The organism is Mycobacterium sp., from assembly GCF_049802695.1.
GTDB lineage: Bacteria > Actinomycetota > Actinomycetes > Mycobacteriales > Mycobacteriaceae > Mycobacterium.
The window spans coordinates 1-2,395 of record NZ_JBARMY010000351.1 but is presented as its reverse complement, the minus strand read 5'-3'; the positions used below and the strand labels follow the sequence as shown (position 1 = coordinate 2,395).

Here is a 2,395-nt window from a genome sequence, read left to right as displayed (position 1 = left end):
GCCGATGACAGCGCCTGGGATCCGACTCTGCCCGTCGGACCCAGCGCCGGTGCACCGGGGGACCCGGTCGCCGTCGCCAACGCCTCGCTGAACGCCACGGCCCAGGCCACCCAGAGCACGCTGGACCTCGGGCGCCAGTTCCTGGGCGGCTTCGGTCTCAACATCGGCGGCACCAACACCGCCCCGGGCGCAGTCCCGCGGGTTTACGGGCGCCAGGCCGTCGAGTACGTGATCCGCCGCGCCTCTGCGCAGATGGGTGTGCCGTACTCCTGGGGCGGTGGCACCACCACCGGTCCCAGCAACGGTGTCGGCTCCGGTGACGGCACCGTCGGCTTCGACTGCTCCGGGCTGGTCCGTTATGCGTTCGCCGGGGTGGGTGTGCTGCTGCCGCGGTTCTCCGGCGACCAGTACAACGCCGGCCGCCACATCCCGCCCTCGCAGGCCAAGCGCGGCGACCTGATCTTCTACGGCCCCGGTGGCAGCCAGCACGTCACCATCTACCTGGGCAACGGCCGGATGTTGGAGGCCTCGGGCAGCGCCGGCAAGGTCACGGTCAGCCCGGTTCGAACCGGCGGGATGACACCGAACCTGACCCGGATCATCGAGTACTGAGGCCGGGCGGCACCACCGCGGGTGCACCGGACTGCACCGGTCGCAGACCCGGTGGCGTCGACGGATTCCGGCAGGCCTGGAATAGTTGGGGCAGGGCACGTCGCTGCCCACGCGATTTCGTAGTGCCGGCAGTCGTGTCTGATAGAGCTGTGGAGGGTCGTCAATGACATCACCAGGTGGGTCGCCCGCGGGCGCCAGCGGTTACTCCGGCGCCGGGTCGCCCCCGACGGCCCCGGCGCATGCGGGCCCCTCTGGCGGCGGTAACGGGCTGGCTGCTGAGGTGCACACTCTCGAGCGGGCCATCTTTGAGGTCAAGCGGATCATCGTCGGCCAGGACCAGCTCGTCGAGCGGATGCTGGTCGGGCTGCTCTCCAAGGGCCACGTGCTGCTCGAAGGTGTGCCGGGGGTGGCCAAGACGCTGGCCGTGGAGACCTTCGCCAAGGTGGTCGGCGGAACGTTCGCTCGTATCCAGTTCACCCCCGACCTGGTGCCCACCGACATCATCGGTACGCGCATCTACCGGCAGGGCAAAGAGGAGTTCGACACCGAGCTGGGTCCGGTGGTAGTCAACTTCCTGCTCGCCGACGAGATCAACCGTGCGCCGGCCAAGGTTCAATCGGCGTTACTCGAGGTCATGCAGGAACGTCAGGTGTCGATCGGCGGCAAGAGGTTCCCGTTGCCCAATCCGTTCCTGGTGATGGCCACCCAGAACCCTATCGAACACGAGGGCGTCTATCCGCTGCCCGAGGCGCAGCGCGACCGCTTCCTGTTCAAGATCAACGTCGGCTATCCCTCACCCGAGGAAGAGCGCGAGATCATTTACCGGATGGGCGTGAAGCCACCGGAGCCCAAGCAGATCCTGGACACCGGCGACCTGCTGCGGCTGCAGGAGATCGCCGCCAACAACTTCGTGCACCACGCGCTGGTCGACTACGTGGTTCGCGTCGTCACCGCCACCCGCCACCCCGAGCAGCTCGGGATGAACGACGTCAAGAGCTGGATCTCCTTCGGGGCATCGCCGCGTGCCTCGCTGGGCATCATCGCCGCCGCGCGCTCGTTGGCGCTGGTCCGGGGCCGCGACTATGTGATTCCGCAGGATGTCGTCGAGGTGATTCCGGACGTGCTGCGGCACCGGCTGGTACTTACTTACGACGCGCTTGCCGACGAGATCTCATCGGAGATCGTCATCAACCGTGTCCTGCAGACAGTTGCCTTGCCGCAGGTGAATGCGGTTCCGCAGCAAGGGCATTCGGTGCCGCCGGTGATGCAGACAGCGGCTGCGGCCGGCGGTCGGTGACCGAACCGAACGCGCGGGCGGTCGTTCATCCGCCATCGATGCAGCGCGGCAACATCGATGACCCGAAGCTGTCGGTGGCGCTGCGCACGCTCGAATTGACCGTCAAACGCAAGCTCGACGGCGTGCTGCACGGCGATCACCTGGGGCTGATTCCGGGACCGGGTTCGGAACCGGGGGAGTCGCGCGAGTATCAGCCCGGCGACGACGTTCGCCGGATGGACTGGGCCGTCACGGCGCGCACCACCCACCCGCACGTCCGCCAGATGATCGCCGACCGCGAATTGGAGACCTGGCTGGTGGTCGACATGTCGGCCAGCCTGGACTTCGGCACGGCGGTGTGCGAGAAGCGTGATCCGGCAGTGGCGGCCGCGGCGGCCATCACCTATCTGAACAGCGGCGGCGGCAACCGGCTCGGCGCCCTCATCGCGACCGGCGCGACGACCACGCGGGTGCCGGCCCGCTCCGGTCGGCAGCATGAGCAGACGC

3 protein-coding genes are annotated in these 2,395 nt (G+C 68.1%); all 3 read left to right on the top strand.

Going from position 1 to position 2,395, the window contains the following annotated elements; all coding sequences use genetic code 11:
- On the top strand, positions 1 to 612 hold a 612-nt coding region (gene ripB, locus WA317_RS14580; protein WP_425173709.1), incomplete at its 5' end, for an NlpC/P60 family peptidoglycan endopeptidase RipB.
- Between the two features lie 163 nt (positions 613 to 775).
- Entirely contained in the window at positions 776 to 1,909 is a 1,134-nt protein-coding gene (locus WA317_RS14575; RefSeq protein WP_425173708.1) for an AAA family ATPase, read from the top strand.
- On the top strand, positions 1,906 to 2,395 hold a 490-nt coding region (locus WA317_RS14570; RefSeq protein ID WP_425173707.1), incomplete at its 3' end, for a DUF58 domain-containing protein. The genes WA317_RS14575 and WA317_RS14570, both read left to right, overlap by 4 nt.

Bases quoted from the DNA above. Each gene is read 5' to 3' on its own strand.
- WA317_RS14575 (WP_425173708.1), top strand. From the start codon at position 776: ATGACATCACCAGGTGGGTCGCCCGCGGGCGCCAGCGGTTACTCCGGC.